This is a genomic window from Dactylosporangium siamense (genome assembly GCF_016862795.1).
Classification (GTDB): Bacteria; Actinomycetota; Actinomycetes; order Mycobacteriales; family Micromonosporaceae; genus Dactylosporangium; species Dactylosporangium siamense.
The window spans coordinates 38,777-63,379 of the sequence record NZ_BONQ01000060.1 but is presented as its reverse complement, the minus strand read 5'-3'; the positions used below and the strand labels follow the sequence as shown (position 1 = coordinate 63,379).

Here is a 24,603-nt window from a genome sequence, read left to right as displayed (position 1 = left end):
CGGAACCGCTGGTGAATGGTGGTGGGCACGGTTGGGTTCGAACCAACGACCCCCGCTTGTAGGGCGGTCGGGATTTCCGCAGTTCAAAGAACCTGTCCGAACCCGTCGTGCCGCAAGCGCGGTCTGCGTGGCGTTGGTCAGTCTCCCGAGTGGCCGAAGAACAAGATCTGGTCGGGCATCCCGTCGGCGTAGATGATCAGATGTCGCCCAACCCCGTAGCCCGTGAGAAGGTGGCCGAGAGTTTCCGCCAGTTGGCCGTCCAGGCGCGCCAAGTCGTCCGCCGTCACCCGTGTCGTGCCAAGCGCCCGCTCGCACTCGGCGTCCGTCACCTCAAAGGTTTTGCAGTAGGCGTCATCGTCGGTGGGATCGCCGACACCGACTTCGAAGATATCCAAGATCGAATGAGTGCTGTCCTCCAGGATCCACCCGTCGGACAGCAGCTGATCCTCCGCCGTCGGCTTCAGCCGATCGCCGCCGTGCGGCCAGTAGTAGTCATCAGGGGTAAACACGTCGGCACGAAGCTGTGCGAGTGCGGCGACCACGCTCCCGCTGAACGGGACCAGGTACTGCCACTCCGGCGCGTCCACGCGAACCTCCGACCGTCGATGTTGAGGTGATCCTGCCATCGCCGGTTCGCGCAGTCCTCCAGCGTTCGTGCCGGTTGCCGTAGGTGTTGCCATACGGACGCTGGCCGCGCCTCGGGATGCCGGCCGCCTGGCGCCCGATCGGGCTGGCGGTCGCGCCGGATCTACGGTTCGACCGCCGCCCTCCAGTGGCTGCGCCCGCAAGCCGAGCCTGGCCTCCAGGGTGCCCTGCGTGCCGCCCACCGCGATGAGCCTCGGAGGGCGGGCCGCGGCCCAGGACGCCGTGTCGCACACGGAAGGGAGGACGCTCCAGCGGGCCGGAAGTGTCGTACCCGCGAGGAGTCTGACCTGGTCGGGCGCGGACAGCGGCGGACCAGGCGCGACCCCATGCGGACGGCAAGGTGTGGTCCGTTCAGCGAAGGCGCAGAGCGCGGCGATACCGCCACAAGAGTTGGTGTGCTGACCGCGCGCAGCGCCGGTCAGTGGCCGCAGCGGCCATGGGGGTGCGGGTGGGAACCCCCGCCGCGCCGAAGGCGCAGAAAACACTGTGGGCACGGTTGGGTTCGAACCAACGACCCCCCGCTTGTTAGGCGGTCACCTTTTCCACACCATGAGCGCTGATGAACACCTAGGGGAAACTCCAACTCAGCTTCGGCGGCGCCGGCCGGTGCGTCCTGTGGCCCGGGTCCGCGTCCGTGGTCGTGGTGCTCGCTCACGGCTGGATCGAAGTCGTCCCGTGTCCCGTCCGGACGGCCCGGGCCGCGACTTCGAACTGTGCGGGGTCCCAGCGGGATGGCGCAACCAGCCGAACGATTTCCGGCGTCAGGTGCCGGGGATCCTTCGGGTTGTGAAGAAGCCCGGCCACGACCCCCGTACGGCCCGCGTGTGATCCGGCGTGCCGAGGTCCGGGTCAACGTCTTCGCTCGCTTGTTCTCGACCGGGAGGAGATCTTCCTGGTGATCGAAGTCGCGGGCCGGCTGTCCACACAGCCCGTGCACGACTTCGATCACGCCCGCCCGTAAGACCGCCCGTCCGGCCGTGCGGCAGGTGGCGGCCTGGGCCTCGGACGTCGCGAACGGTCACCGTGCCGGCGTCAGCGGAAGGGCCCTGGGCGTCGTGCGGATGTCCGCCAGAAAGCGCGAAGGGGCGGGGGCATGCAGACGCCCCCCTGCGTTTCACGCTTTTCACCGAAACGCGGCGGCGGACGCGGTCGTGATCCAAGGCGCCACCCGTGGGCCTCACATAATGCCGGGGAGCGCCTTGAACTACGCCCGAGTGCCGCTGAGCGTGCAGCAGGACTGGTAGCCGCGCTCGGATTCGGCGCGGTGGCGGGCGTGGGCGGCCGGGCTGGAGCACACGACCGTGCGCATGGCCGAGGAGGCGCCGACCGAGGTGGTCCGGGAAGCGGGCGTTGCTCTCCCGCTGACGAAGCTCAACTTCGAGTCCGGGCCGTCGATACGGGGGGTAAAGACCGTCATTGGGGGACCCGGATGAGTACGACCTCAGCATCGCCAGGTGGCGGTGGACGAATCGGTGACGTGCCGGTCGGCGCGAAGATCTTCGGAGCGGTGCTGATCGTCATCGTGACGTCCGCCGTCGTGGTGGGCCTGAGTTTCGCCGGGCTCAAGCGGTTGGCTGAGGGTGGGCAGGCGGTGTACGACGACGGGGTCCGGCCCACGCAGACGCTGGCGCAGCTGCGCGCGGACGTCCTCGCGGATCTGAACACGACGGTGAAGTACTTCATCTCCAACGCCGAGTGGCGGGCGAAGCACCTGGAGCAGATGAAGAAGCTCGACGCGAGCATCGCCGCCTCGATGGAGCGGTACGCCGGTGAGACGACCGACCCAGCCAGCTTCGACAGTCTCCGCAAGGACTGGGAGTCGTACAAGCAGGTCCGCGACGGCGAGGTTCTCCCCGCCGCCGACAAGAGCGACCTGAACGGCTTCTGGACCGGCTACAACAAGTCGGAGCTGCTCACCGACGACATGAACAAGCGGTTCGAGAGCCTCGTCGCCAGCCAGGCCTCCGCGGCCGCCGCGGAGGCGAAAGCGGTCCAGGACAAGCGGTCCAGCACCAACTGGCTGGTCCTCGGCGGTGCGGCGCTCAGCCTGCTGCTCGGCCTGGGCGTGGCGTGGTTGGTCACCCGGGCGGTGGTGGGTCCGCTGCGCCGGGTCACGACTGTGCTGGAGGCGGTGGCCGACGGTGACCTGACCCGGCACGCCGAGGTCCGGGGGCGCGACGAGGTCGGTCAGATGGCCTCCGCGCTGAACCGGGCCATCGCCAGCATGCTCACCGCGGTCACGACGATCAGTACCAACGCCACCGCGCTGGGCGGATCGTCGCGGAACATGGCCGGCATCAGCGACAAGTTGGCCGGGGGCGCGGCCCAGACCGCGCAGCGCGCCGGCGCGGTCCGGCACGCCGCCCAGGACGTGGCCGGTCACGTGCAGACCCTCGCCGCCGCGGCCGAGGAGATGGGTGCCGCGATCCGGGAGATCGCTTCGAGCGCCGGCGACGCCGCGGCCGTGGCGGGCGAGGCGGTCATCTCGGCGCGTGAGGCCACCGGCATCGTGGGCCGGCTGGGCGAGTCGTCGTCCGAGATCGGCAACATCGTCAAGGTGATCACCTCGATCGCCGAGCAGACCAACCTCCTCGCGCTGAACGCCACGATCGAGGCGGCCCGCGCCGGCGACGCGGGCAAGGGCTTCGCCGTCGTCGCCAGCGAGGTGAAGGACCTGGCCCAGGAGACGGCCCGGGCGACCGAGGACATCGCGGCCCGGATCCAGACGATCCAGGGGGAGACGACCGCCGCGGTGGCCGCGATCGAGGGGATCACGCAGATCACCGACCGCATCAGCGACTACCAGACGACGATCGCCTCGGCCGTGGAGGAGCAGACCGCCACGACCGGTGAGATCAGCCGCAGTGTCTCGGAGGCCGCCTCCGGCGCCGACGAGATCGCCCGCAACATCGGCGGCGTGGCCGACGCGACCGAGTCGACGAGCCAGACCGTCGAGGAGTCCCGGTCGGCCGCCGACGCCCTCGCCCGGATGGCGGAGGACCTCAACATGGCGGTCGGCCGCTTCCGGGTCTGACGCGGTCCGACGCGGCCCGACCGGGTCGACAGGGCCCGACGGGGTCCGACGCGGTCCGACTGGACTCGCACAGCACAATGGCCGGCCTCCACGAGGCCGGCCATTGTGGTTGGTTCAGTGCGACGGTGCCGGTTCGAGGGGGTCGACCCGGTGCCGGCCCTCGCCTTCGCCGTCCTCGCCGTCACCGGAGGCCGGCGCCGGCGGGGTGGGGGCGGCGTGCCGGCCCTCCCGCTTGAGGCGGCGGCGTTCCTTCACGCCTTCGGCCATCGTGTACAGCGTGGGCACCAGCACCAGCGTCAGCAGGGTCGAGCTGACCAGGCCGCCGATGACGACGATGGCCAGGGGCTGCGAGATGAACCCGCCCTCACCGGTGAGACCGACCGCCATCGGCGCCAGGGCGCAGATCGTGGCGACGGCCGTCATCAGGATCGGGCGGAGCCGGTGCCGGCCGCCCTCGATGACCGCCTCGCGGACGGGCATGCCGCCCTCCCGGTACTGGTTGATGAGGTCCATCAGCACGATCGCGTTGGTGACCACGATGCCGATGAGCATCAGCACGCCGATCATCGCCGGCAGGCCCAGCGGGGTGCCCGTCGCGAGCAGGAGCAGGATCGCTCCGGTCGCGGCGAACGGGATCGACACCAGCAGGATGAACGGCTGGGCGATGCTGCGGAACGTCGCCACCATGATGATGAAGACGATCGCGATGGCGGCGAGCATGGCCAGGCCGAGCTGCGCGAACGCCTCCTGCTGGTCCTGGGTGACGCCGCCGAGGGTGATGGTCGCGCCGGCCGGGACCTGCAGCGCGTCCAGCTTCTTCTGCAGGTCCGCGGAGACGGTGCCCAGGTCTGAGCCCTCGGCCCGGCCGGTGACCGAGGCGCTGCGGTTGCCGTCGATGCGGGTGATGGCGACCGGGCCGGCGCCCTCCTTGACGTCGGCGACCTGGTCGAGCCGCACGAACGGCGGCGTCGCGCCCTGGACCGGGATCTGCAGCGCCTTCAACGCGTCCAGGGTCGCCGGGGCCGGGCCGGAGCGCAGGATCAGGTCGCGCTGCTGGCCGTCGACGGTGAGCTGGGCGAGGTTCTGCCCGCGGTAGGCGGCGCTGACGATGCCGCCGACCGCCGCGTCGGACAGCCCGTACTTCGCGGCGACGTCGCGCTTGACCTTCACGTCGACCCGCGGGTTGCTGGCCGCCAGGTTGCTCTCGACGTCCGCGATGCCGGGTGTGCCCTTCATCGCCTCCTGCGCCAGCTTGGCCGCGGTCGCCAGGTCGTCGGTGTTGTTGGCCTTGATGACGACCTCGAGCTGGTCGCCTGAGCCGCCACCGCCACCGCCGGCGGTGATCTTCACGGTGCCGAACGACTTGTCACCGACCTGCGTGCGCAGCTCCTCGATGACCTTGTCGACGTCGGCGTTCTCCTTCGCGGTGACCGAGAAGTTGGCCGTGTTGCCCGACTGCGCGCCGGCCCAGCCGAAGCCGGCCGAGGCGCCGATGGTGACCTGGTACGACTCGATGTCGCCGCGGGCGCCGAGGAGGTCCTCGACCTTCTTCGCGGCGGCGTCGGTGACGGCGAGGCTGGAGCCGATCGGCAGCTCCTGCGAGATGGAGAACTCGGTCTGCCCGCTCTGGTCGATGAAGTTGGTCTTCAACTGGGTGGCCAGACCGATCGTCGCGAAGAAGACGAGGATGCTGACACCGACGGTGATCCAGCGGGTACCCCGGCTGCGGGTGACCCAGGAGATGATCGGCACGTAGGTCCGCTGGAGGCGGCTGCGCTCCTCCTTGTCGAGGGCCTTGGCGAGGATCGCCTCCCGCTCCAGGGCGCCGACCTGCTTCGGCGGCTTCAGGAACCAGTACGCGAGGACCGGCACCACGGTGAGCGAGACCAGCAGCGACGCGATCAGCGCCACGGTGATCGTGATCGCGAACGGGCGGAACAGCTGCCCGGCGAAGCCGCCGACCAGACCGATCGGCAGGAACACCGCGACCGTGGTCAGGGTGGAGGCGACGACGGCGCTGGTGACCTCGCGGACGCCGGTGAGGATCGCGTGGCGTTTCTCCTCGCCGTACTCCAGATGTCGTTTGATGTTCTCCAGCACGACGATGGAGTCGTCGACGACCCGGCCGACGGCGATGGTGAGCGCGCCGAGCGTCAGCAGGTTCAGCGAGTAGTCGCCGAGCCACAGACCGATCAGGGCGACGACCACCGACAGCGGGATCGACACCGCGGTGACGATCGTCGAGCGCAGCGACGTCAGGAAGACGAGGATCACCAGGACGGCGAAGAGCAGGCCGAGCGCGCCCTCGGTGCTGAGGCCCTTGATGGACTTCTCCACGAACGGCGCCTGGTCGAAGACCGACGTGATCGCGACGTCGCCGCCGAGCTCCTTCTTGAGGTCGGCGAGCTTGTCCTCCACCGCGTGGCTGATCTTGACCGCGTTGCCGTCGGGCGAGGCGGTGACCGCGATGCCGAGGCTGGGCTTGCCGTTGGTGCGGGTGATCGACGTCGTCTCCGCGGTCTTGAGCTCGACCTTCGCGACGTCGCCGAGCTTCGTGGCCGGCGTGACGTTGAGCGCCTTGAGGTCCTCGACGGTGGCGAGGGTACCGCCGACCTGCACCGCGAGGGAGCGGTCACCTTCGGTGAGGGTCCCGGCCGGGAACGACACGCCGTTGGACTTGAGCGCGGCGGTCACCGTCTGGGCGTTGACGCCGGCCGGGAAGGCCTTCGCCGGGTCGAGCGTGATCTCCACGTCCTGCGTCGCCGCGCCGGTGACCTCGACGGTGCGCACACCCTCGATCCCCTGCAGCGCGGGCACGACGATGGCGTCGAGCTGCTGCGCGAACGCGATCTGGTCGCCGGTCTTGCTGGCGGCGAGGACCACGGCCGGCAGGTCGTCGGTCGAGCCCGCGATGACCTGCGGCTCGACGGTCGACGGCAGCGTCGACTTGATCCGGTTGAGCGCCGTGGAGATCTTGTTGGTGATGTCGTCGATGGACGAGCCGAACTCGAACGACACCTGGACCGTCGCGACACCCTCACGCGTGGTGGAGGTGATGTCGGTGAGGCCGGGCACGCCCTGCAGGGCCTTCTCGATGGGAGCGGTGACCTGCTCCTCGACGATGTCCGGCGACACGCCCGGGTAGGGCGCCAGCACGAATGCGGCTGGGAAGTCGATCGACGGGATGAGCTGCTGTTTCAGTGACGGGATGGCAATGGCGCCGAAGCCCAGGACGACGATCGCGATGATCGCGACCAGCCCCCGGTTCGCCAAACTGAGCCGGGCGAGGAACGACATGGTCTGGAGTCTTCTTCCGATCGGCTAAGACAGACGTTAGTTCGTGTGATGCTAACCGTTCGCCTCGCGCAAAGTTTTTCCAGGGGGTAAAACATTCCTGTGACGATCCACAGGAATGCGCTGCTGCTGCGCGTGATGACAGCCGAGCAGCGTCTGCGCACCCTGTTCGCGTATGACCGGACGAACCGGATTTTCTCAGTAAACCTCACGATGCAGCAGCTCAAGGTGCTTATCCTGCTCACCCGGCACGACGGGATCCCCTCGCAGGAGCTCACCAGACACCTGGGCGTGACGTTGGCCACGCTGTCCGGCATCGTGGACCGCCTCGTCGCACACGGCTACGCGACCCGGACCGAAGACCTCCACGACCGGCGGATCCGCCGGATCCATCTGTCGCCCGCCGGCCGCGAGGTGCTGACCGAGATCATGGACAGCGGCAACCGGGCGCAGCAGCGGCTCCTCGCACGCCTCGACGACGAGACCCTGCTCATGCTGGAGACGGTGCTGACGCGCCTGCTCGACGCGGCCCGCGCCGACGCGCTGGAGCAGGGCGTCGACATCCCGGATGACCTCGAAAGTCACAGCCACTAGTCTGGAGGCGTGACGGTTCGAGTGCGTTTCGCCCCCTCCCCGACCGGGATGTTCCACGTCGGGGGTGCCCGTTCGGCCCTGCAGAACTGGATCTACGCCAAGCAGCAGGGTGGGGTGTTCGTGCTGCGGATCGAGGACACCGACGCCGCGCGCAACCGGCCGGAGTGGACCGAGGGCATCCTCAACGCCCTGGGGTGGATCGGCATCGCCCGGGACACCTATGAGGGCCCCTACTTCCAGTCCGCGTATGCCGAGCAGCACTCCGCCGCCGCGCACGAGCTCTACACCGCGGGCCAGGCGTATTACTGCGACTGCACCCGCGAGCAGGTCCAGGAGCGCGCCGGCGCCCAGTTCCGGGGCTACGACGGCTTCTGCCGGGACCGGTCGCTCGGCCCCGGCGAGGGCCGCGCGCTGCGCTTCCGCGCCCCCGACGAGGGCTCGACCGTCGTGGTCGACCTGGTCCGCGGCGAGCCGACGTTCGACAACAAGCTCATCGAGGACTTCGTCATCGCCCGCGCCGACGGCTCCGCGGTGTTCCTGCTCGCCAACGTCGTCGACGACATGACGATGGGCATCACCCACGTCATCCGCGCCGAGGAGCACCTGCCCAACACGCCGAAGCAGCAGCTGCTGTGGGCGGCGCTGGGGCGCACCCCGCCGGTGTGGGCGCACGTGCCGGTGGTGGTCAACGAGAAGCGCCAGAAGCTGTCGAAGCGCCGCGACAAGGTCGCCCTGGAGCAGTACCGCGACGAGGGCTACCTCGCCGACGCCATGCGCAACTACCTGATGCTGCTCGGCTGGGCCCCGTCCAACGACCGCGAGATCGTGCCGTGGTCGGTCATCGAGGACGAGTTCCGGCTCGAGGAGGTCAACCCGTCGCCGGCGTTCTTCGACGAGAAGAAGCTCCGCGCGTTCAACGGCGAGTACATCCGGGCGCTGTCCCCGGAGGCGTTCGCCGACGCGTGCCGGCCCTGGCTGACCGGCACCCCCGTGGCGCCCGGCGGGACCCCCGTCGCCGCTCCCCCGTGGGACCCGGCCGACTACGACCCGAAGGTGTTCGACGCCCTCGCCCCGCACGCGCAGACCCGCATCGCCCTGCTCGCCGAGATCGTGCCGAACGTCGACTTCGCGTTCCTGGCCGAGCCGGCCGTCGACGAGGCCGCGTGGGCGAAGGCGATGAAGGACGGCGCCGCGGACCTGCTCGGCGCGGCGATCGCGGCGTTCGAGACGGCGGCGTGGGACGCGGAGACGCTGAAGTCGACCCTGGAGGCCGTCGGCGCCGAGCGGGGCCTGAAGCTCGGCAAGGCCCAGGCCCCGATCCGGGTCGCGGTCACCGGCCGGTCGGTGGGGCTGCCGCTGTTCGAGTCCCTCGAGGTCCTCGGCCGCGACCGCACCCTCACCCGCCTCCGGGCGGCGGCAGCGAAGCTCTGACGCTCGTCGTCCGCACGCCATCGAGGTGATCCGCCACCCCGATGGCGTGCGGGCGAACTGGATGGAACCGCGTCAGCGCACCGGTGAACTACGTTCCGTGCAGGGGCCGTCACGACATCGGAGATCGATGAGGCGGCGGTTGTTACGGTGAGGAAGTCGGAAGCCGCCGCCGAGGTGAGGCGCGGACGTCAGACCATGGACGTGGAGGCGTCAGGCCCGCCGGAAGCTTTCGTGCAGCAGCCGGTCACGCGGCCAGCGACGTCCTGCTGGTCCAGCGGCCGGCGACGTCTTGCTGGTCCGCGTGTGTAACACGTCCCGGCGCGGGTAGCGGTTCGCCTCGTGAGAAGCCTGGTCTGCGCCCTCGGGGTCGCCACGCTAGCCGGAGCGCTGCTGGTGCCGGCGCCGGCGCACGCGGAGACGGCCGCCCCGCGCGCCGGCATCCAGGTGCGCGACGGCCGGCTGGTCGAGGCCAACGGCAGCGACCTGGTCCTGCGCGGCGTCAACCACGACGTCATGTGGTATCCGGACCGCAACGGGGCGTTCGCCGGCATCAAGGCCGCCGGGGCCAACGCCGTGCGCATCCCGCTCGGGATCGGGCATCAGTGGCGGCGCAGCAGTACCGAAGAGATCAAGAAGGTCGTCAGCCTCTGCAAGGCGAACCGGCTGATCTGCATCCTCGACGCGCACGACACCACCGGCTTCGGCCAGGACAAGAAGGCCGCGACGATGGCGCAGGCCGTCAAGTTCTGGCTCGACGTCCGCGACGCCGTGATCGGCGAGGAGGACCACGTCATCGTCAACATCGCCAACGAGCCCTTCGGCAACGGCGCCACGATGCCGTGGGTGCAGCAGACGACCGACGCGATCCGGGCGCTGCGGGCGGCCGGGTTCCGGCACGCCCTCATGGTCGACGCGCCCGGCTGGGGCCAGGACGAGTCGTTCGTGATGCGCGACAACGCCGAGAAGGTCCGCGCCGCCGACCCGACCGGCAACACGCTCTTCGACATCCACATGTACGGCGAGTTCGACACCGCGGCGAAGGTCAACTCGTACCTGAGCTCGTTTACCGACCGCCGCCTGCCCATCCTCGTCGGCGAGTTCTCCGGCGAGCACCAGTGGGGTGACCCCGACGAGGACGCGATCATGGCGTACGCGGAGGCCCGCGAGCTCGGCTACTTCGGCTGGTCGTGGAGCGGCAACGACAAGCAGTACAGCTACCTGGACCTGGTCGACAACTTCGACGCGGGGAAGCTCACCGCCTGGGGCCGCCGCTTCATCTCCGGCCCCAACGGCCTGACCACCGACACCCGCGAGGCCACGGTCTACCGCAACGGCACCGCCGCCGCCCCGCCCCGCGCGCCGCAGCAGGTCCGGATCGTAAACGTCACCAGCTCGACGATCACCATTGACTGGAAGCCCCGGCGCAACTCCGTCTTCCAGGTCGTCGCCGTCGACGGCGCGGTCGAGACCCGGGTCGCGACGACGAACCGGGCCACGGTCACGCTGTCCAAGCTGCGCGGCTCCACCGACTACACCTACGCGGTGTACTCCCGGGACCTGCTCGGCACCCGCTCGCCGCGCTCGGCCCTGGTCGCCGCCATCACCCCACCGGCCCGGCCCGCCTAGGTCACACCGCCGCGGTCCCGCCTAGGCCACACCGCGGCGGTCAGGAAACCGGCGACGGTCAGCCACAGCGCCGCCAGGATGCCCAGCTGCAGCCCGACCCACGCGGCGGCCCGGACCCTCGCTGTGATCACGCGCCGAGCGTAGGGCTCAACCGGGCGGTTCGGACGGTCGGCTTTCGGCCAGTGGCAGCAGGGTGCGGCTGCGGCCGGGGCGCGGGTACTCGACCGCGGCGGCGGCGAGGCGGGTGGCGTGCTCGCGCTGCTTCTGCCAGTGCCCGTACAGCGCGCCCTGCTGAGCGAGGCGGGACACGGCGCGGATCGTCTCCGGGTCGACGTCGCCGGGCGGTGCGTCCCGCCACGGCGTGCCCGGCAGCGGCATGAACACGTGCGAGTGGATCCGGGCGCCGAGGTCCGCGAGCTCCTGGGCGAGCCGCAGCGACGCCTCCGCGTCCGCCGGGTCCTCCCCCGGCATCCCGAAGATCATGTCGACGTTGATCCGGAACCCCTCGGCGATGCCGAGCCGCACGGCCCGCCGGACCGACTCGACGTCGTGCCCGCGTTTCGCGGCCTCGAGGACCCGCTCCGACCCGGACTGGGCGCCGACGATCAGGTTGTCGTTCGCGCAGTACCGCTTGACCAGCCGCAACGCGTCGACGGTCATGTGCTCCGGGCGGATCTCGCTCGGGAACGACCCGAAGAACACCCGCCCGTCGGGCCCGATCCCCTCCTTGCAGCTGGCCAGGAGCTCCTCGACCGCGCCGAGGTCCGGCTCCTCCCCGTCGGTGCCGTAGGACAGCGACGTCGGCGTGATGAACCGCACGTCCCGCTTGCCGAGCTCCCGCATCCGGTCGACATGCCATCGCACGTTCTCCACGCTGCGGTGCCGGAACCTCGCGGAGAACATGAACGGCGTCTGGCAGAACCTGCACGCGTAGATGCAGCCGCGGGTGATCTCGATCGGGTTCATCCGCTTGTACGTGAGGGGGAAGGCCCGATACGTGCCGAGCGGCTCCTTGTGCGCCTTGCCCGTGCGCGTGAGCTGCCCGTGCTCGTCGCGGTGGACGAGGCCGGTGATCCCGGCCGGGTCGCCGCCGCTGTCGACGAGGTCGAGGAACGTCCGCTCCCCCTCCCCCACGGCCGCGACGTCCCACCCGGCGTCCAGGGTCTGCGCCGGCTCCGCCGTGGCGTGCACCCCGCCGGCGACGTGGGTGGCGCCGGGCGCCGCGGCCTTGATCGTCGCGAGCTCCTCGGCCAGGGCGGCCGCGTCCGGCGAGTAGAACGACCACAGCACGAGCTTGCGGCCGGGGTGTGCGGCGATCGCCTCGATCGTGGCCTGCGCGGACTCGGCGAACACCACCTCGTACCGGGTGTCGGTGACGTGCTCCTCCAGCGCCGCGAGCAGCGTGTGGAAGCCGTACGTCACCGCCTTGCGGTACCGCAGGATCAGAACGAGGTCGGGGCCGCTCACCAGCCCCATCCTTGCAGCCTCCGATCAGGTGTAGGAAATGGCCGGGGGCTGGCTGCCGCGCAGCGCTTGGCCGATGTACTCGAAGAAGCGGTCAGCCTCGGAGCCGAAGGGGTTGTCGGCCACCATGTAGGTCCAGGTGGAGGAGGGACGTCGCAGGCCGAGGTCGGCGAGCGTCGTGGCGTGCTCCGATGCCGCGTCGAGGGTGTGTCGGGTGGCCGCGGCGGCCGCTCGTGCCAGGGCGCGGAAGTCGTCGGTGGCGATGAGGTTGAACTCTTCGAGGGGGTCCTGGCGGCCGAGGACCCGCAGGTGGATGCCCTCGCGGACCTCGGCGAGCACCTGCAGGTGCCGGGTCCAGGCGCGGTCGAGGTGGTAGAGCGCCACCTCGGTCGCGAGCCGGCGCCGGGCCGGTCGGGTCCACCGGTGCGGCTGGTCGGAGCCGGCGGTCCAGACGTGCGCCAGGTGGTCCTCGAGCGCGGCGGGGTCGGTGAGGAGCCGTTCGCGGGTGTCGAGCAGCAGCCGCCGGTGCTGGTCGGTGGCCGTGTGGTAACGGCGGGTGGTGCGGTGCAGCTGCAGGAGTTTGCCCTCGGCGACGCGCTGGGCGTGCTCGTAGATCCGGCGGAACCGTTTGTCGCGGACCCGCCCGTCGGCGTCCACCGTCCGCGGGTCCATGTTGATGACCAGGTGCTCGGTCACCACGTCATCGTCGAGACTGGTGTAGTAGACCGAACGACCCGGGTCGCCCTGCCGGCCCGCCCGGCCGCGGAGTTGATGGTCGAGCCTGGCGCTGTCGTACCGCCCGAGTCCGAGCACGAGCAGTCCGCCCGCCGCGACGGCCCCCGGGGCGAGCCGGATGTCGACGCCACGGCCGGCCATCTGCGTGGACACGGTGACGGCCGCGTGCTCCCCGGCGCGGGCGATGATCCCGGCTTCGGCGGCGTCGTTCTTGGCGTTGAGCACGACCGCTTCGACGCCGCGGTCGGCCAGGAGCACGGCGAATCGCTCGGAGTCGGCCACGCTCGCCGTGCCGATCAGCACGGGCTGGCCGGCCGCATGCGCGGCCCGCACCCGGTCGGCGGCGGCCGCGTCGCGCCGCTCGGCCGTCAGGTAGAGCCGGTCGGGCTCGTCGACGCGGATGCCGGGCCGGTTGGTCGGGATCGCGCCGGTGCGCAGGTCCAGGTCCTCCGCGAGACGCTCCGAGGCGTCCAACGCGGTGCCGCTCATCCCGGTGATGACCCGGTAGCCCCGGGCCACGGTCTCGACCAGCATCTGGTCGAGCACCTCGGCCGGCGCGGTCACCTCGAGGCCTTCTTTGCGCTCGATCGCGGCGTGCAGGCCGTCCGGCCACCGCTGACGGTCCGCGACCCGGCCGCGGGCGTCGTTGACCAGCCGCACCTGCCCCTCGGCCACGATGTAGTGCACGTCGCACTCCATGAGGGCGTGGGCGTGCAATGCGACGTGCGCCGCCGTCAGCAGGCCGACGTGATCCTCGGCGTACAGGTCGTCGACGCCGAGGTGCTCCTCCAGCGCCGCGATCCCCGCCTCGTTGAACGAGACGTTGCGCCGTTCGCCGTCGACCTCGTAGTCCACGCCCGCCGTCATCGCCGCGACCACCGCGGCGAGGGACGCCTCCTCCGGCCGCGGTTCGCCGTCCCCGGCGATCACCAGCGGGACCATCGCGTCGTCGAGCAGCACCGCGTCGATCTCGTCGATCACCGCCGCGTCGAGGTCCGGCACCAGCCGCTGCGCGTCCTCGAACCGTTGCCGGTCGCGGAGCAGGTCGAACCCCACCTGGTGCACGGTCGCGTAGACCACGTCGCTGCGGTACGCCGCCCGCCGGTCGGCGTGGTCCATGCCGTCGACCACCGCCGCGCACGACAGCCCGAACGCGGTGAACAGGGGCGACCCCGCCTGGGCATCCCGACCGGCCAGGTAGTCGTTGGCCGAGAGCACGTGCACCCGCCGGCCCGTCACCGCCAGCCCGGCCGCGACGAGGAATCCCACCAGGGTCTTGCCCTCGCCGGTCTCCATGTCCACCACCCGGCCGCGGAGCATGCTCACCGCCGCCAGCAGCTGCACCTCGAACGGCTCCATCCCCAGCCGGCGCCGCGCGACCTCGCTCGCGACCGCGAGCCATCCCGCCAGGTCACCGTCGTCGGCGAGATCCGGCCTGGCCGTGCGCCGGGCGCGCCCGGTCAGCGCCTCGTCGTCGAGCGCACGGAACGCGGCACGTTCGCGCAGGACGGCCTCGACCACCGGGGCGAACCGGCGCAGGTCCGCCGTTCCGGGCTCCTGCCGGAACCGCCGCACCAGCACGACAGCCCGCCGCCACGACGAAGGGTCACGAAGCTGCTCGAGTCGGCCCACGACCCCAGGCTACGGCGTGGTCGGCACCGTCGTCGGCCCCGCGACAGGCCGGGTCAGCGGGCGACCATCCGGTCGATGGCCGAGGAGTCGAGGCGCCGGCCCACCACCGAGTCCACGATCTTCGTGGTGACGGCTTCCTTCGTGGACTTGCTGGGCAGGGCGACACCCAGCACCTTGGCCAGCTCGCGGAGTTGCGGGACCGTGAGCCGCTCGTCGTTGAGGTACTGCACCGCCGCCGCCCGCGTGCCGATCTCCGCCAGCATCGTCTCGATCTCGGCGACCGGCCGGGACAGCGGCCTGGTCCGCGCCGAGGCGGCCGGTCCCGCGGCCGACGCGGCGGCCCGGCCGCCGCGCGGGACCAGGGTCAGCTTCGCCTCACCCGAGGCGAGGTCGGCGAGCTGGTCGGCCGGCAGGGACTTCACGAACGCGGCGATCTTGAGCAGCACGTCGTGCGCCAGGTCGGCGGGGTCGGTCATCGCAAGACGCTCCTCAGATCCTGGTGCGGGCCAGGAACTCGCTGGTCAGCTGCTGGAACTCGTATCGTAGGGTCTCGATCGACGCGGTGCCGGGCGGGGCGAGGACGACGGGCAGGCTGCGCTCGCCGGCGTCGGTGACGGCGGTCTTGTTGTCGCGGATCGTCTGACGGAAGACGGGGATCTCGATCCGGGACGTCTCGTTGACCGAGGTGCGTTGCGAGATGAGCGGGCCGGCGCCGGTGTACTGGACCATCGTGTAGACCACACCGATGATCTCCGGGTTGATCGGGCGAGGGGCGACCGCGTTGTACTCCTCGACCAGCCGGGACATGCGGGCCCGCAGGTAGTCGATGCCGCGGGTCGAGAGGTAGTCGGGGCGGGCCGGGACCACGACGTGGTCGCTGGCGACCATCGCGGTGCGGGTGACCAGGTTGAAGTTGGGCGCGCAGTCGATGAGGACCGCGTCGTAGCCGCCGAACGCGTGGTCGGTGAGGGCGTCGGCGATCAGGCGGTGCACCGGCAGGTAGCGGGGGTTGCCGGTCTGCAGGCGCGCGCCGCCCAGGGCCGCCGCCAGGTTGAGGTCGACCTCGATGAGCCCGAGGTCGCCGGCGAGCAGGTCGAGCTGGCCGCCGAGGGGCTGCACGACGGCGTTGACCTCGCGGGGGCTCACCACGTAGGGGTGCAGCGGCTCGGCGGCGCGGGTGGCGAGGTAGCCGTCGAACCACGGCAGGATCGTCGGCCGCGACTCGAACTCAGCCGGCCGGTAGAAGGAGAACGTGAGGCTGGCCTGCGGATCGAGATCGACCAGGAGCACCTTGCGGCCCCGGGCGGCGAGCTCGGCGCCGATGTTCGCGGTCAATGTGGTCTTGCCGACCCCGCCCTTGTAATTGATCACGGAGACCACGCTCATGCCATCGCCTCCGCTGCGGCCCACTGCATGCGCAGCAGCATGACATCGGCACGCTCCGTTGTCGTCCCTCGTCCGTGGCGGTTACGCTATATCCCTACTGAATCGATGGGTAAAGGGGGCTGTGATGGCGTTGCCGGACTTCCTGGTCGCGGGGGTGCCGAAGGCGGGCACGTCAGCGTTGCACGCGGCGCTGGTGCGGCACCCGCAGCTCTTCCTGTCCGAGGTCAAGGAGCCCAAGTTCTTCCTCTCCGACGGGCCGCCACCCACGAACGGCGGGCCCGGGGACCGGCAGACGTATCAGGAACACGTCTGGCGGCGCGAGGAGTACGAGGCGCTGTTCGACCCGGCACCACCGGGCGCGCTGCTGGGCGAGGCGACGCCGTTCTACCTGTACGACCGCGAAGCCCACAGCCGCATCCACCGGCTGGTTCCGAAGGCGAAGATCATCCTGCTGCTCCGCGACCCGGTCGACCGGGCGCACTCCAACTGGTCGCACCTGTGGGGCGCCGGGCTGGAGTCCGAGGCGGACTTCGAGAAGGCGGTCGCGCTGGAGCCGGCCCGCACCGCCGCCGGCTGGGCGGACTTCTGGCACTACACCGCGCTCGGGCAGTACGGCAGCCAGCTGCGGCACCTCCTGGAGTTCTTCCCCCGTGAGCAGATCCTGCTGCTGCAGTACAGGGACCTGCGCGACGACCCCGGCGGCACCGTCGACCGGGTCTGCGAGTTCCTCGGCGTCGCCACCGGGCACGTGGCGCGGATCCCGCCGGAGAACGTGCGCCGCTACGTCGCCGACACGCGGTTCAACGCGGGCGTGCGGTTCCTGCTGCGCAACGGTGGGAGGATCGGGCATCACTTCCCGGTGCCGGTGCGGCACGCGTTCAGCGGTCCGCTGCTGGCGCTGCTGCACCGCCAGCACGGCCGCCGCCCGAAGGTCACCCCGGAGCAGCGGGCCGCGCTGCTGCCCCGGTTCGTCGAGGAGATCGAGCTGTTGCAGGAGATCTCCGGCGAGTCCTACGCGGACTGGCTGAGCCTTGACCACGCGAGCAACTACCACTGAGAGTCGGGAGATCCGCACGTGCCAGAGCTGCCCCGTCAGACCGGTTCCGAGCTCGTCGTCGCGCCCCCTTCCGGCGGCGCCGGCAACTGGGCCGGTGGCCCCAGCGCCGTCGTGCACGAGTCGTCGGTGTTTCTGGCGTACCGGCTGCGCAGGCCGATCGGATCCGGGCGCGGCTACGCCAACGTGATCGCCCGTTCCCACGACGGCGTGACGTTCACCCCGGTCGCGGAGGTGTCGAAGGAGCGCTTCGGCGGCGCGTCCCTGGAACGCCCGGCGCTGGTGGTCACCCCCGAGGGACGTTGGCGGCTGTACGTCAGCGTCGCCACCCCCGGCACCAAACACTGGCGGGTCGACCTGCTCGAGGCCGACGAGCCGGAGAAGCTGGGCGAGGCGCCCGCGCTCACGGTGCTGCCCGGCTCCGACGAGATCGGTGTCAAGGACCCCGTCCTGCACTTCGACGGCCGGCGCTGGCACCTGTGGGCCTCCGTGCACCCCCTCGAAACCGCCGAGCACGCCGACCGCATGTCCACCTGGTACGCCACCGGCCCCGACGGCGTCGACTGGACCTGGCAGGGCGTCGCCCTCGCGCCGCGCCCGGGCCGCTGGGACGCGCGCGGCGTCCGGCTGAGCGCCGTGACCGTCCGCGACGGGCAGCTGACGGCCACGTACGACGGGCGCGCCACCGCCGAGGAGAACTGGGAGGAGCGCACCGGCACCGCCCACGGCACCCTGGGGCCCGACGGCCTGTTCGGGCCGCTGACGGCCGCGGACGCCGAGCCGTGCGGCTCCCCGCACGCCCCCCACGGCCTGCGCTACCTGACCGCGGTCCCGGGCCGCCTCTATTACGAGGTCACCCGCGAGGACGGCGCCCACGAGCTGCGCACCGAGCCGTCCCTCGACTCATGATCCGGTGGAGCCCGTGCATCCAGGGGTACACAGGCTCTACCGGATCATGAGGAGCGGCGGTGGCGGCCGGACGGCCGGGAACGGTCGGCCCGCTCGTCCAGCAGGGCGGCCGTCCGCTGCAGCACCTCGTCCCACATCGGCACCGGCGCGCCCCCGACCACCAGCGCGGCAAGGTCCTCGGCGAGCCGGTCCAGCTGGGCCATGTCCAGGGTCGGATCGGCGTCGGGCTCGACGACCATCCGCTGACGCGGGATCCGCGAGGTTACGTCGGGCCCGGACTCGATCGGCAGCGGATCCCCCGCGCACACGATGTCCAGGTATCGGATCGTGCGGGTGAGCGCGACGAACAGCAGCCGGTGCCCGCGCTCGTCCTCGGCGACGATCTCCTCCGGCTCCACGACGACGACCGCGTCGAACTCCAGGCCCTTCGCCTCCTGGGGGCTGACGAGGTTGATCGCGCGGTCCAGCTCACCCTGGTCGGCGCGGCCCCACTGCAGGTCGTTGGCGTGCAGGGCGAACTCGACCTCGGCGCGGCAGGCGGCGGGGCAGACGATGCCGACGAAACGGCCGCCGAGGGCGTGGTCCTTCGCGATGAGGGCGGCCCGGCCGGCCCGCTCGGCGGGTTCGACGACGTGGACACCGGGGTCGCCGGGGCCGTCGCGGACCGCCCTGGTCGGCTCGACGTCGGGAGCGGCGACGGGGAGGAGCTCGGCGGCCAGTTCGTACACCTGGCGCGGGACGCGGTAGCCGTACCGGAGCCCGACGACGACCTGGGGCAGCTGGGCGGGCAGGTGCTCGGCGACCTCGCCCCAGTGGTCGCGGGCCCAGGCGCCGGTGGACTGGGCCAGGTCGCCGACGACGGTGAGGGAACCGGTCGAGGAGCGGCGGGCGACGGCGCGCAGCTGCATGGGTGAGAGGTCCTGGGCCTCGTCGACGACGATGTGCCGGTAGCGGCGCGACACCCCGTTGAGCAGCTCCTCGAGCTCGTCGAGCAGCGGCAGGTCGGTGTTGCTCCAGATCTGTTCGGAGAGCTTGTCGGCGCCGCGGCGGTGCAGCAGGGCGAGCTCCTCGGGGGTGAACTCGCCGGCGGCGGCGTTGGCGAGCCTGGCCTGCGAGCCCAGCAGGGTGCGCAGGAACGCGGCGGCGCTCTGCAGTGGCCAGAGGCGTTCGAGGAGGTTCTCGACCGGGCCGAGGCGTTCCGGGTCGGTCGGGCCGCCGCGGCCGCGGCCGCGGACGAGGTCGGCGAGCTGGGCGCGGAGGCGTTGGCGGCGTTGCGCGTAGGGGCCGCCGGCCTGCCGGGCGGAGGCGACGGCGGCGGCCACCTCGACGCCGGACAGGGTGACGAACGTGCCGTCGAAGAGCATGCGTTCGGCGGGTTCGGGGGTGCCGACCCGGTTCTCGAGGGCGCGGGCGAGCAGGCGGGCCATCCGCGCCTCCCCCTTGAGCCGCCGGGTCTGCGGGTCTTCCGGCCGGCCGCGCTGCACGGGCGGGCCGAGCTGGTCGATGTCCAGCTGCGCCACGTCGGTGTCGCCGAGGCTCGGCAGGACGGTGCGGATGTAGCGGGTGAACGCCGGGTGCGGGCCGACGACGAGGACGTCCTGGGGGCGCAGCCGGTCGCGGTGGTTGAACAGCAGCCACGACACGCGGTGCAGGGCGACGGCGGTCTTGCCGGTGCCGGGGCCGCCCTCGATGACGAGCAGCTGGTCCAGGGGTGAACGGATCAGCCGGGACTGGGCGCCCTGGATGGTGGCGACGATGTCGGTCATCGCCCCGGTGCGGCCCCGGTCGAGCTCGGCGAGCAATGCGCCGTCGGGGCCTTCGAGCTCGGCGACGGCCTCGGCGAGCTGGGCGAAGACGACGTCGTCGAAGTCGCGGACCTGGTTGCCGGCGCACTGGAACGTGCGCTTGCGTTGCAGGCCGCGGGGATCCTCGTGGGTCGCCTCGTAGTACAGGGTGCCGATCGGGGTCTGCCAGTTGACGACGAGGACCTGCCGGGAGTCGTCGAAGATGGTCTCGCGCCCGATGTAGAACGTGTCCTCGATCTTGGAATCGGCCGAAGGATCGGCCGGCTCGCAGTCGATCCGGCCGAACGCGACCTGCTCCTCGGGCGCGGCGAGGGCGTCCTTGCGGTTGCGGCGGAAGAGCGCCAGGCGGCGGCCGGCACCGGCGTTGACGGCGGCGTCGGGCACCTCGCCGAGCTCGGCGCGGGCGCGCTCGCGGTGCTTGCGGGCCAGATCGAAGTGCTGCTGCTCAGCGGCCAGCTCGGCTGACTTGGACTGCACGGGCCGCCTCTCCGCGATCTTGACCACGCAACGTGATCTCCAGATTACCCGGAGGCAGGGATCGCAGTCGACCTGTTCCTTCCACCTTGGCGGTTGGCCGGCAAACCGGCGGGTAGCGGCTCGCCGTGCTGATCAGAGCGGCGTTCCTCGCCCTGCTGCTGTCGTTGCTGGGCGCGGCGTACGTCTCGGTGGAGCCTGCCTACGGGGCGACCGGGATCAAGGCCACCGGTGGGCACCTCGTCGAGGCCAACGGGGAACGCCTGGTCCTGCGCGGGGTGAACCACGGGTACTACTTCAACAAGGGTCCGGCGTCGGTGTTCGCCGACATCAAGGCGAGCGGGGCGAACTCGGTGCGGGTGGCGCTGTCCAGCGGCACCACGTTCCCGGCGACCACCCCGGCGGAGGTCGCCGGCGTCATCGGCCAGTGCCGGGCGAACCGGCTGATCTGCGTGCTCGACGTCCACGACACGATGGGGTACGGCACGGAGCCGGGCGCCGCGACGATCGCGCAGGCCGTGGACTACTGGCTGACGCTGCGCAAGGTGCTGCTGCGGCAGGAGTCGTACGTCGTGATCAACATCGCCAACGAGCCGTCCGGGCACGCGGTCAACACCGACTGGATCGGCGACACGAAGACGGCGATCCAGCGGCTGCGCTCCGCCGGGCTGCTGCACGCGATCATGGTCGACGCGCCGAACTGGGGCAACGACTCGTTCAACGTCATGCACGACCACGCGGCCGAGGTGTTCGCGTCCGACCCGGAGCACAACACCATCTTCGACGTGCACATGTACGGGCCGTTCAACACCGCGCAGAAGGTCGCCGACTACCTCGACAGCTACGTCCGGCAGCGACTGCCGATCGTCGTCGGGGAGTTCTCCTCGATCCACCAGTACGGCGACCCGGACGAGGACGCGATCATGGCGTACTGCGTGCGGTACGACCTCGGGTACCTCGGCTGGGCCTGGAGCGGCAACAGCGCGGAGTACCACTACCTGGACATGGTCGACGGCTTCAAGGCCGCGAAACGCACCGACTGGGGGCGGCGGCTGATCGACGGCCCGAACGGGCTGCGGCAGACGTCGAAGGAGGCCGGGATCTACGGCGGGTTCTGGTTGGCGGCCAGACGATGAAAAGCTGTGTGGGTGAAAAACCAGAGCCTCGAAGCGAGCGTGCGCTCGATCGAGCGGGCGGCCGGCGCCCTCGCGACCGCGAGCGTGGCGCGGATGGACGAGACCCTGCCCTGGTTCCGGGAGCTGCCGGCCGACCAGCGGGCCTGGGTGATGCTGGTCGCGCAGGCCGGCGTGCGGTCCCTGGTCGAGTGGCTGCGCAACCGGCAGGAGGGCGGGGCGCTGCCGCCGGACAACTCCGACGAGTTCTTCGACGCCGCTCCCCGGGCCCTGGCCCGCTCGATCAACCTCGGCCAGACGGTCCAGCTGATCCGGGTGACCATCGAGGTCGTCGAGGAGCAGCTGCCGCACCTGGCCGCCGCCGGCGAGGAGGCCGGGATCCGCGAGGCGGTGCTGCACTACAGCCGGGAGGTCGCCTTCGGCGCGGCCCGGGTCTACGCGCGGGCCGCGGAGACCCGCGGCGCCTGGGACGCGCGGCTGCAGGCACTGCTGGTCGACGCGCTGCTGCGCGGCGACTCCTCCGACGTCCTGGCGAGCCGGGCGGCGGCGCTGGGCTGGGCGGACGCCCCGCCGGTCGCGGTCGCGGTCGGCCGGTCACCGGGCGGGGAGGCCACGGCGGTCCTGCACACCGTCTACCGGGCGGCGCGCCGGATCGGGGTCGAGATCCTCGGCGGGGTGCACGGTGACCGCCTGGTCGTGGTCCTCGGCGGCGCGCCCGACCCGATCGCGGCGACCGAGCGGCTCCTGGTCGGCTTCGGCGACGGGCCCGTGGTGGTCGGGCCGGCGGTGCCGTCGCTGGACGAGGCGACCGAGTCCGCCAGGGCCGCCCTGGCGGGGTTCCGCGCCGCGCCCGCGTGGCCGGCCGCGCCCCGCCCGGTGGCCGCCGCCGACCTGCTGCCGGAGCGCGCCCTGGCCGGCGACGCGGAGGCCCGCCGGATCCTGCGGCAGGACATCTACGGCGCGCTGGTCCGCGCCGGCGGCGAGCTGCTGGAGACCCTGGACGCCTTCTACGCCGGCGGCGGGGTCCTGGAGAGCGCCGCACGGGGGCTGTTCGTGCACCCGAACACCGTCCGGTACCGGCTGCGCCGCATCGGCGAGGTGACCGGATTCGTCCCCTTGGTGCCACGTGACGCGTTTGCCCTGCGGATCGCGCTGACGATCGGCAGACTGGATCCGTTCGCGCCCGCACCGTCCGGTCCACCGCCGCAGTGACACATCCCACCGTCCCGGCCACGCCACGAAGGTGACGCATCTCGCAGCCGGAGTGACGCAGGTCGCCGCCAAGATGGGCAGAATGTAGCGGTGGGTGACCGCGCGGAACTGTTGGTGCAACACCACGCAATCTTTTGTAGGCTTCCTACAAACGAGGTGGTCCACTTTGGTGCGTAGCGCTACCCGCGCGATTGACGGGAATCCGGAAAAGTCATAGACGTGCTCGCTGTACTCGCCCCAGGGCAAGGCTCCCAGAAACCCGGCTTCCTGACACCGTGGCTCACGCTGCCCGGCGCGGAGGCCCGTCTGCGCGAGTGGTCGGACCTCGCGGGGGTCGACCTGGTGCACCTCGGCACCGAAGCCGACGCCGAGGAGATCAAGGACACCGCCAAGACCCAGCCGCTGCTCGTCGCCGCCGCGCTGCTCACCGCCGCACAGCTCCCGCTGGCCAACGTCAACGTCTTCGCCGGCCACAGCATCGGCGAGCTCGCCGCGTCGACCCTGGCCGGGGTGTTCAGCGCGGAGGCCGCGATCACCCTCGCCGCGGTCCGCGGCCGGGAGATGGCCGCCGCCTGCGCGCTGGAGCCGACCGGCATGAGCGCGATCCTCGGCGGCGACCCCGACGAGGTGCTCGCCGTCGTCGAGGCCGCCGGGCTGCAGCCGGCCAACCGCAACGGCGCGGGCCAGGTCGTCGCCGCCGGCTCGCTCAGCGGCCTGGAGAAGCTCGCCGCCGCCCCGCCGGCCCGGGCGCGGATCATCGCGCTGAAGGTCGCCGGTGCGTTCCACACCCCGTACATGGCGCCGGCCGAGGAGGCCCTCGCCACGATCGCGGCCGGGGTCACCGCGTCGGCACCGACGCGGCCGCTGCTGTCCAACCTGGACGGCACGGTCGTCGAGGACGGCCCGGGCATGCTGGACCGCCTGGTCAAGCAGGTGACCGCGCCGGTGCGCTGGGACCTGTGCATGGCCACCCTCGAGGACCGCGGCGTCACCGCCGTGATCGAGCTGGCGCCGGCCGGGACCCTCGCCGGGCTGGTCAAACGCACCATCAAGGGCATCGAGATCGTCAGCGTCAACACGCCGGACGACCTGGCCGCCGCCCATGATCTGATCGCGCGGCACGGCAGCGCGCCCGACCAGCCGCTCGCTCGCATTGGAGACCAGCTATGAACCAGCCGACCGGGTCGAAGATCCTCGCGTTCGGGCACTACCAGCCGTCGCAGGTGGTCACCAACGACGACCTGTCCAAGGTGATCGAGACCAACGACGCCTGGATCCGTGACCGGGTCGGCATCGCCGCACGCCGCGTCGCCGGCAGCGAGAGCGTCGCCGACATGGCGACCGCCGCCGCCGGGAAGGCCCTCGCGGCCTCCGGGCTCACCGCCGCCGACATCGACCAGGTGATCGTCGCGACGTGCAGCTCGATCGACCGCTGCCCCAACGTGGCGACGCGGGTCGCGGCGAAGCTCGGCATCATGGCGCCGGCCGCATACGACCTCAACACCGCCTGCTCCGGGTTCTGCTACGGCCTGGCCGCCGCCGACCACGCGATCCGCGCCGGCGCGAGCCGCAACACCCTGGTCATCGGCGCGGAGAAGCTCTCCGACGTGGTCGACTGGACCGACCGGACCACCGCCGTGCTCTTCGGCGACGGCGCCGGTGCCGCGGTCGTCACCGCCACCCATGAGGGCGAGGCCGCCGGCGTCGGTCCCGTCGTCTGGGGTTCCGCGCCCGAGAAGGGCGACGTGCTGAAGATCGAGGGCTGGCGCCCGTACATCAAGCAGGAGGGCCAGGCGGTCTTCCGGTGGGCCACCACGGCCATCGCACCGTTCGCGCAGGCCGCCCTGGACCGGGCCGGCGTGCAGGGCAAGGACATCGCCGCGTTCGTGGCGCACCAGGCCAACACCCGCATCATCGACGGCATCGTCAAGCGGCTCGACCTGCCCAACGCGATCATCCTCAAGGACCTCGTCGAGTCCGGCAACACGTCGGCGGCGAGCATCCCCCTGGCACTGTCCAAGGCCATCGAGCGGCGCGAGGTGCCGTCGGGCGCCCCGGTGCTGCTGTTCGGCTTCGGCGGCGGCCTCACCTACGCGGGTCAGGTCATCCGCTGCCCGTAAGGCATCCTCTTTTGTTTCAACAGCGTTCGACTGTGCGTCGAGGTTGCGTCCACCC

The 24,603-nt window shown here is 71.4% G+C and carries 18 protein-coding genes; 10 read left to right on the top strand and 8 right to left on the bottom strand.

Features of this window, described 5'->3' with window-relative positions:
• Nucleotides 1-137: 137 nt before the first annotated feature.
• Entirely contained in the window at nucleotides 138-587 is a 450-nt protein-coding gene (locus Dsi01nite_RS20565; RefSeq protein WP_203847827.1) for a hypothetical protein, read from the bottom strand.
• 1,535 nt (nucleotides 588-2,122) lie between these two features.
• Between Dsi01nite_RS20565 and Dsi01nite_RS20560 the strand changes: the two genes are divergently transcribed.
• Nucleotides 2,123-3,679 (top strand): methyl-accepting chemotaxis protein, encoded by a 1,557-nt coding sequence (locus Dsi01nite_RS20560; protein WP_239136038.1) that lies wholly within the window; start codon nucleotides 2,123-2,125, stop codon nucleotides 3,677-3,679.
• Between the two features lie 114 nt (nucleotides 3,680-3,793).
• Here Dsi01nite_RS20560 and Dsi01nite_RS20555 read toward each other — a convergent pair whose 3' ends face one another.
• Nucleotides 3,794-6,976: an efflux RND transporter permease subunit gene (locus tag Dsi01nite_RS20555; protein WP_203847825.1), complete on the bottom strand. Its 3,183-nt coding sequence runs from the start codon at nucleotides 6,974-6,976 to the stop codon at nucleotides 3,794-3,796.
• A 99-nt stretch (nucleotides 6,977-7,075) separates the two neighbouring features.
• Here Dsi01nite_RS20555 and Dsi01nite_RS20550 point away from each other — a divergent pair, with 99 nt between their 5' ends.
• From Dsi01nite_RS20550 to Dsi01nite_RS20540, 3 genes are all read left to right on the top strand, one after another.
• On the top strand, nucleotides 7,076-7,567 hold the full coding sequence (locus Dsi01nite_RS20550; RefSeq protein WP_239136037.1) for a MarR family winged helix-turn-helix transcriptional regulator: 492 nt from the start codon (nucleotides 7,076-7,078) through the stop codon (nucleotides 7,565-7,567).
• 9 nt (nucleotides 7,568-7,576) lie between these two features.
• Entirely contained in the window at nucleotides 7,577-8,998 is a 1,422-nt protein-coding gene (gene gltX / locus Dsi01nite_RS20545; protein WP_275423401.1) for a glutamate--tRNA ligase, read from the top strand.
• A 339-nt stretch (nucleotides 8,999-9,337) separates the two neighbouring features.
• The gene (locus tag Dsi01nite_RS20540) at nucleotides 9,338-10,624 is read left to right on the top strand and encodes a cellulase family glycosylhydrolase (RefSeq protein WP_203847824.1); all 1,287 of its coding nucleotides are present in this window, start codon (nucleotides 9,338-9,340) and stop codon (nucleotides 10,622-10,624) included.
• On the opposite strand, the gene Dsi01nite_RS58380 is transcribed toward Dsi01nite_RS20540, so the two are convergent.
• Genes Dsi01nite_RS58380 through Dsi01nite_RS20520 form a run of 5 tightly spaced genes read right to left on the bottom strand, consistent with a single transcriptional unit; the run spans nucleotide 10,621 to nucleotide 15,841 of the window.
• A complete protein-coding gene (locus Dsi01nite_RS58380; RefSeq protein ID WP_275423400.1) occupies nucleotides 10,621-10,755 on the bottom strand; it encodes a hypothetical protein in 135 nt (44 codons plus the stop codon). The genes Dsi01nite_RS20540 and Dsi01nite_RS58380 overlap by 4 nt on opposite strands.
• A 16-nt stretch (nucleotides 10,756-10,771) precedes the next feature.
• A complete protein-coding gene (locus Dsi01nite_RS20535) occupies nucleotides 10,772-12,091 on the bottom strand; it encodes a TIGR04013 family B12-binding domain/radical SAM domain-containing protein (RefSeq protein WP_239136036.1) in 1,320 nt (439 codons plus the stop codon).
• Between the two features lie 24 nt (nucleotides 12,092-12,115).
• Entirely contained in the window at nucleotides 12,116-14,455 is a 2,340-nt protein-coding gene (gene secA2 / locus Dsi01nite_RS20530; protein WP_203847822.1) for an accessory Sec system translocase SecA2, read from the bottom strand.
• A 53-nt stretch (nucleotides 14,456-14,508) separates the two neighbouring features.
• Nucleotides 14,509-14,931 (bottom strand): hypothetical protein, encoded by a 423-nt coding sequence (locus Dsi01nite_RS20525; RefSeq protein WP_203847821.1) that lies wholly within the window; start codon nucleotides 14,929-14,931, stop codon nucleotides 14,509-14,511.
• A gap of 13 nt (nucleotides 14,932-14,944) precedes the next feature.
• A complete protein-coding gene (locus Dsi01nite_RS20520; RefSeq protein ID WP_203847820.1) occupies nucleotides 14,945-15,841 on the bottom strand; it encodes a ParA family protein in 897 nt (298 codons plus the stop codon).
• A gap of 124 nt (nucleotides 15,842-15,965) precedes the next feature.
• Here Dsi01nite_RS20520 and Dsi01nite_RS20515 point away from each other — a divergent pair, with 124 nt between their 5' ends.
• Both Dsi01nite_RS20515 and Dsi01nite_RS20510 read left to right on the top strand, forming a co-directional pair.
• Nucleotides 15,966-16,898 carry a sulfotransferase family protein gene (locus Dsi01nite_RS20515; protein WP_203847819.1) on the top strand — a complete coding sequence of 311 codons (933 nt, stop codon included), beginning with the start codon at nucleotides 15,966-15,968 and terminating at the stop codon, nucleotides 16,896-16,898.
• An 18-nt stretch (nucleotides 16,899-16,916) separates the two neighbouring features.
• Nucleotides 16,917-17,804, top strand: coding sequence for a hypothetical protein (locus tag Dsi01nite_RS20510; RefSeq protein ID WP_203847818.1), 888 nt, complete (start codon nucleotides 16,917-16,919; stop codon nucleotides 17,802-17,804).
• Between the two features lie 44 nt (nucleotides 17,805-17,848).
• Here the strand turns inward: Dsi01nite_RS20510 and Dsi01nite_RS20505 are convergent, their stop codons facing one another.
• Nucleotides 17,849-20,086 carry a HelD family protein gene (locus Dsi01nite_RS20505; protein ID WP_203847817.1) on the bottom strand — a complete coding sequence of 746 codons (2,238 nt, stop codon included), beginning with the start codon at nucleotides 20,084-20,086 and terminating at the stop codon, nucleotides 17,849-17,851.
• Between the two features lie 125 nt (nucleotides 20,087-20,211).
• Between Dsi01nite_RS20505 and Dsi01nite_RS20500 the strand changes: the two genes are divergently transcribed.
• The 4 genes from Dsi01nite_RS20500 (at nucleotide 20,212) to Dsi01nite_RS20485 (ending at nucleotide 24,548) form a co-directional block, all read left to right on the top strand.
• Nucleotides 20,212-21,219 carry a cellulase family glycosylhydrolase gene (locus Dsi01nite_RS20500; protein WP_203847816.1) on the top strand — a complete coding sequence of 336 codons (1,008 nt, stop codon included), beginning with the start codon at nucleotides 20,212-20,214 and terminating at the stop codon, nucleotides 21,217-21,219.
• 12 nt (nucleotides 21,220-21,231) lie between these two features.
• Nucleotides 21,232-22,428, top strand: a complete 1,197-nt coding sequence (locus Dsi01nite_RS20495; protein ID WP_239136035.1) for a PucR family transcriptional regulator — start codon at nucleotides 21,232-21,234, stop codon at nucleotides 22,426-22,428.
• A 219-nt stretch (nucleotides 22,429-22,647) separates the two neighbouring features.
• A complete protein-coding gene (locus tag Dsi01nite_RS20490) occupies nucleotides 22,648-23,598 on the top strand; it encodes an ACP S-malonyltransferase (RefSeq protein WP_203847815.1) in 951 nt (316 codons plus the stop codon).
• The gene (locus tag Dsi01nite_RS20485; protein ID WP_203847814.1) at nucleotides 23,595-24,548 is read left to right on the top strand and encodes a beta-ketoacyl-ACP synthase III; all 954 of its coding nucleotides are present in this window, start codon (nucleotides 23,595-23,597) and stop codon (nucleotides 24,546-24,548) included. The genes Dsi01nite_RS20490 and Dsi01nite_RS20485 overlap by 4 nt, the downstream gene beginning before the upstream one ends.
• Nucleotides 24,549-24,603 lie beyond the last annotated feature (55 nt).

Bases quoted from the DNA above. Each gene is read 5' to 3' on its own strand.
- Dsi01nite_RS20555 (WP_203847825.1), bottom strand. From the start codon at position 6,976: ATGTCGTTCCTCGCCCGGCTCAGTTTGGCGAACCGGGGGCTGGTCGCG.
- Dsi01nite_RS20525 (WP_203847821.1), bottom strand. From the start codon at position 14,931: ATGACCGACCCCGCCGACCTGGCGCACGACGTGCTGCTCAAGATCGCC.
- Dsi01nite_RS20520 (WP_203847820.1), bottom strand. From the start codon at position 15,841: ATGAGCGTGGTCTCCGTGATCAATTACAAGGGCGGGGTCGGCAAGACC.
- Dsi01nite_RS20515 (WP_203847819.1), top strand. From the start codon at position 15,966: ATGGCGTTGCCGGACTTCCTGGTCGCGGGGGTGCCGAAGGCGGGCACG.
- Dsi01nite_RS20485 (WP_203847814.1), top strand. From the start codon at position 23,595: ATGAACCAGCCGACCGGGTCGAAGATCCTCGCGTTCGGGCACTACCAG.